3 protein-coding genes are annotated in these 3,051 nt (G+C 61.7%); 1 reads left to right on the top strand and 2 read right to left on the bottom strand.

Going from position 1 to position 3,051, the window contains the following annotated elements; translation table 11 throughout:
- Positions 1-217: 217 nt before the first annotated feature.
- Complete coding sequence (locus SGJ19_21855) at positions 218-1,384, bottom strand: trypsin-like peptidase domain-containing protein (GenBank protein MDZ4782903.1); 1,167 nt, start codon at positions 1,382-1,384, stop codon at positions 218-220.
- Positions 1,385-1,910: 526 nt separating this feature from the next.
- Here SGJ19_21855 and SGJ19_21850 point away from each other — a divergent pair.
- On the top strand, positions 1,911-2,609 hold the full coding sequence (locus SGJ19_21850) for a hypothetical protein (protein ID MDZ4782902.1): 699 nt from the start codon (positions 1,911-1,913) through the stop codon (positions 2,607-2,609).
- A 10-nt stretch (positions 2,610-2,619) separates the two neighbouring features.
- Here SGJ19_21850 and SGJ19_21845 read toward each other — a convergent pair.
- Positions 2,620-3,051, bottom strand: a 432-nt coding sequence (locus tag SGJ19_21845; protein MDZ4782901.1) for an acyltransferase family protein, incomplete at its 5' end; no start/stop codon positions are given.

The following is a 3,051-nucleotide window of genomic DNA, read 5'->3' as shown; positions in this document are numbered from 1 at the left end:
CTCCTTCCCCAGCCGTCATGGCCAACGGAAGAGTGGTGTACAAAAAGAGTTACGCCAGGTCAATCACAAGAGACAGTGGAAGTAGATACCAATGGTCTCTCGACCGTGCCACAACCATGGACTGTGCCACAACGCGCGTTTTCATTGGGACGGATTCGTTGAGCCGGGCAATCGCAAATAGGAAACACTGAAAACTGAACACTTCAAACTCTCTTTCCTACTCGCTCTCTCCGAGCACGAGCGGTACGTCGACTTTGCTGCCTTCGCGGAGGACTGTGATTTTGACGCGTTCTCCGGGGCGTTTGCTTTCGACGATGGTGAGTAGGTCGTCGGCGGTGGAAATCGACTGGTCGTCGACGGCGACGATGAGATCGGCGGCGCTGCGGTCGACGGTTTGGTATTCGTAGACGAATGGGCCCTGGCGTTTGCGCTCGCGGATGAGCTTTGGTCCGCGCAGGCCAGCGCGTTCCGCTGGTCCGTCTGGGGCTAGGGCGGCGATCCGCAATCCTCGCTCGGTTCGCGAGACCAGTGCGATGCCGGTTTCGGGCCGGATGACGCGGCCGTCGTCGATCAGTTGTCGCACGACGCGGCTGATCATATTTGCGGGAATGGCGAAACCGACGCCGGAGCTTTGGCCGGTCTTGCTGGCGATGGCCGTGTTCATGCCGATGATGCGGCTTTTACTGTCGAGGAGCGGGCCGCCGGAGTTGCCGGGGTTGATCGCGGCGTCGGTCTGGATCACGGACTTGACCGTGCGATTGTTCCGCGTCGGCAAGGTGCGGTCCAAGCTGGAAATGATGCCGATCGTGAGCGTTCGGTCCAATCCGAAAGGATTGCCCAGGGCGAACACGCGTTGTCCGACGCGCAGCCGGCTGGAATCGGCGAATTTGACGGGGAACAGGCTTTCAGGCGGGGCGTCGATTTTGATCACCGCGACGTCGCTGTTGGCGTCGCCGCCGACGGGCGTGGCTTCGTACGATTTGCCGTCGTAGAGCGTGACCTGAATGTCGCGAGCGCCTTCGACGACGTGGAAGTTGGTCAGGATGTGACCTTGCTTATCGAGGACGGAACCGGAGCCGGCGCCTTCCGATTCGTATTCGAGCAACATGAATGCGCTCGGTCGCGTGGCGACGGTGCTGATATTGACGACGCTGCGGTTGACGTTTTCGTAAACGGAAACATTCACGCGCTCGTCCGGCGACAATTCGTCGAGCGGCACGCGCTCGTCGGTGACCTGGGCCTCGGGCGCGGTCGGCAATCTCAATCGCGGCTCGGTTTGTTGGGCCATCGCCAGGCGCGTGCGCGGCACTTCGAGATAGAAGATCGAGACGCCCGCGCCGAGCGCGGCGGAGATGAGGCAGACGAAGATAGTGTTGCGCGTCATGGGTACACCGTGGGGCGATGAGCGGCTGCTTATCTAGTTTGAAATTTTCAGTTTTCAGTGAGAAAGTCGTTGTGGCAAGGTCTCATGGCCGTGCCGCTGAATGCGCGGTTGCGAGTGGAAAGGGAGACCTTCGGTCTAAGAGGTGGCACGGTCGGGAGACCGTGCCACAACGTGCGTGTTTAGTTTTCAGTGCTTTGGATTCTGGTCCTCGCTGAAAACTGAACACTTCAAACTTCAAACTTAGGAATCCGAACTTCAAACTCCCCTCGCACTCTTCCTAAAATACCGCACGACCGTATTGTTGGACGAGATCATTCCTGCCGCAATCTTCCGCAAGACCGCGAGGCTTTCGCTGTCCGTTGAACCGCGCAAGATTACCCGTAGCACGCATTCGCTAGGGTCTCTTCATGGGATTCATCAACGGGTTCCGATACCGATAGCGTTCACTCAATTTGCGACCGCGAGCGGGTTCCTCGCGGCGACGGCTGACTGAATCCCTCTATACGATCCTCGGGGAGGAAGTTCGATGATGGTCTGTTTACGACCACGACTGTTCCGCCGCGCGGCGCTCGCCTGCCTGGCCGCGGCGCTCGGATGGGCGCCCCCATCGGCGCTCGCGCTGATGCCCTGGTCGGGCGAAGGGCCTTGTTCGGCGCTGATGTCGGCGGGAAATGTGGCGTGGCACTGCGATTTTCGCGACTATCGCGATGGCGCGAGGGACGCGGGCGGCGACGACCTGGCGACATGCGATCCGCAACCGGACCTGCCTGCGGACGACGTGTTGGCGGCGGATCATGCGGCCGCGCTGACCTTGCCGTACGACTGGCAAGCGGGCGTCGCCTGCGGGCCGACCGATTGGGCGGACGAGCAGACCGCGCAGCATGCGCCAGCCTCCGTTGCAAATGCGTTAGGCGCTGTCGCGGACCTGGTCTCCGTGCGGGCGTTCGCCCCGGTTTCTTGGGACGACCTATGGGTTGCAGCGGGCAAAGTGATGGAGCGATCCCAACTCAACGCCCGGCCGGCAGCAACTGCCAGTGCGGGCACGCGCGCTGGCGCCGAAATCGCGGTGCGTACGGTGGCAGGACAGATGAGCGGCGTGTTGGGGGCGCTGGGCCGGCAATGCCTGGGAGCAGCGTCGGCGCTGGATCGCGTGGCGGCGGAGGATTCCGTGCCGGCGCAGTCGTTGTGGTTTTCGACTTCGAAGCCGACTTGTTTCGACCGGTGAGCGAAGGGAACTAGGCGAGCTCTGGCAGCGCCCTTGGTTTTGGCGCGACCGGTTTAGGGCTCGAGAGGAAGCGGCGTTCCACGAAGACATGGAACGGCCAGGTCAACGCGACGGAGGCAACGAAGCAGATGGGAAGCGTCACCAGCAGCGTGACCGGCGTGCTGTCGAAACCGAAATGCTGCATGGCGTGAGCGATGAACTTCACGACCGGCCAATGGATCAAATACAGGCTGTAACACATGAGGCCGAAGAAGGCCAGCGGTTTGAGCACGCGGATTTCGGCGAGGCGACGGTCATACGGGTGCATCGCCAGCAATGCCAGCGCGAAGACGTAGGCGACGCCGTAGGATTGCGTGTTGTTGCCATGGAGTTCGAGCCACGGGGCGAGCGAGCGGCATTGCCAGGCGAGCGCCGCGACTAGGACCGCCGCGATGGCGTACTT

This window comes from Planctomycetia bacterium, from assembly GCA_034440135.1.
In the GTDB taxonomy this organism is placed as follows: domain Bacteria; phylum Planctomycetota; class Planctomycetia; order Pirellulales; family JALHLM01; genus JALHLM01.
The sequence above is the reverse complement of the archived record's forward strand: the minus strand, read 5'-3'. Positions and strand labels throughout refer to the sequence as shown.

Bases quoted from the DNA above. Each gene is read 5' to 3' on its own strand.
- SGJ19_21855 (MDZ4782903.1), bottom strand. From the start codon at position 1,384: ATGACGCGCAACACTATCTTCGTCTGCCTCATCTCCGCCGCGCTCGGC.
- SGJ19_21850 (MDZ4782902.1), top strand. From the start codon at position 1,911: ATGATGGTCTGTTTACGACCACGACTGTTCCGCCGCGCGGCGCTCGCC.